The sequence below is a fragment of the Pseudomonas crudilactis genome (assembly GCF_013433315.1).
Lineage (GTDB): Bacteria > Pseudomonadota > Gammaproteobacteria > Pseudomonadales > Pseudomonadaceae > Aquipseudomonas > Aquipseudomonas crudilactis.
On record NZ_WXVV01000077.1, the window covers coordinates 1 to 272 of the forward strand.

Consider the following 272-nt stretch of genomic DNA (forward strand, 5'->3'; position numbering starts at 1 on the left):
TGTGGGAGATTCTATGGTTCATGCCTAGCCCCTAAACGGCTTTAGGTGAGTATTCGCTCTGGTTTTTCAACAGAGCAAATACCACCCGGGCAAGCTTGCGGGCTAGTGCGACCAGTGCTTGGGTAGTGCTCAATCCGCGTTCTCTTAAAGCCTCATAAAACCCTTTCCACGCCGAGGTCCGGCTCGCCGCCATTGCAGCGTTGTGCAGCAATCGACGTGCCTCTGAGTCGCCTCGTTTGGTCAGGCAGCGACGGCCTTTCTTTTTGCCTGAG

Annotated in this window: 1 protein-coding gene; it reads right to left on the bottom strand. The window is 55.1% G+C overall.

The window, feature by feature from the left end; genetic code table 11:
• Window positions 1-31: 31 nt before the first annotated feature.
• A partial coding sequence (locus tag GTU76_RS30730) for a transposase (protein WP_180700271.1) occupies window positions 32-272 on the bottom strand: 241 nt, incomplete at its 5' end.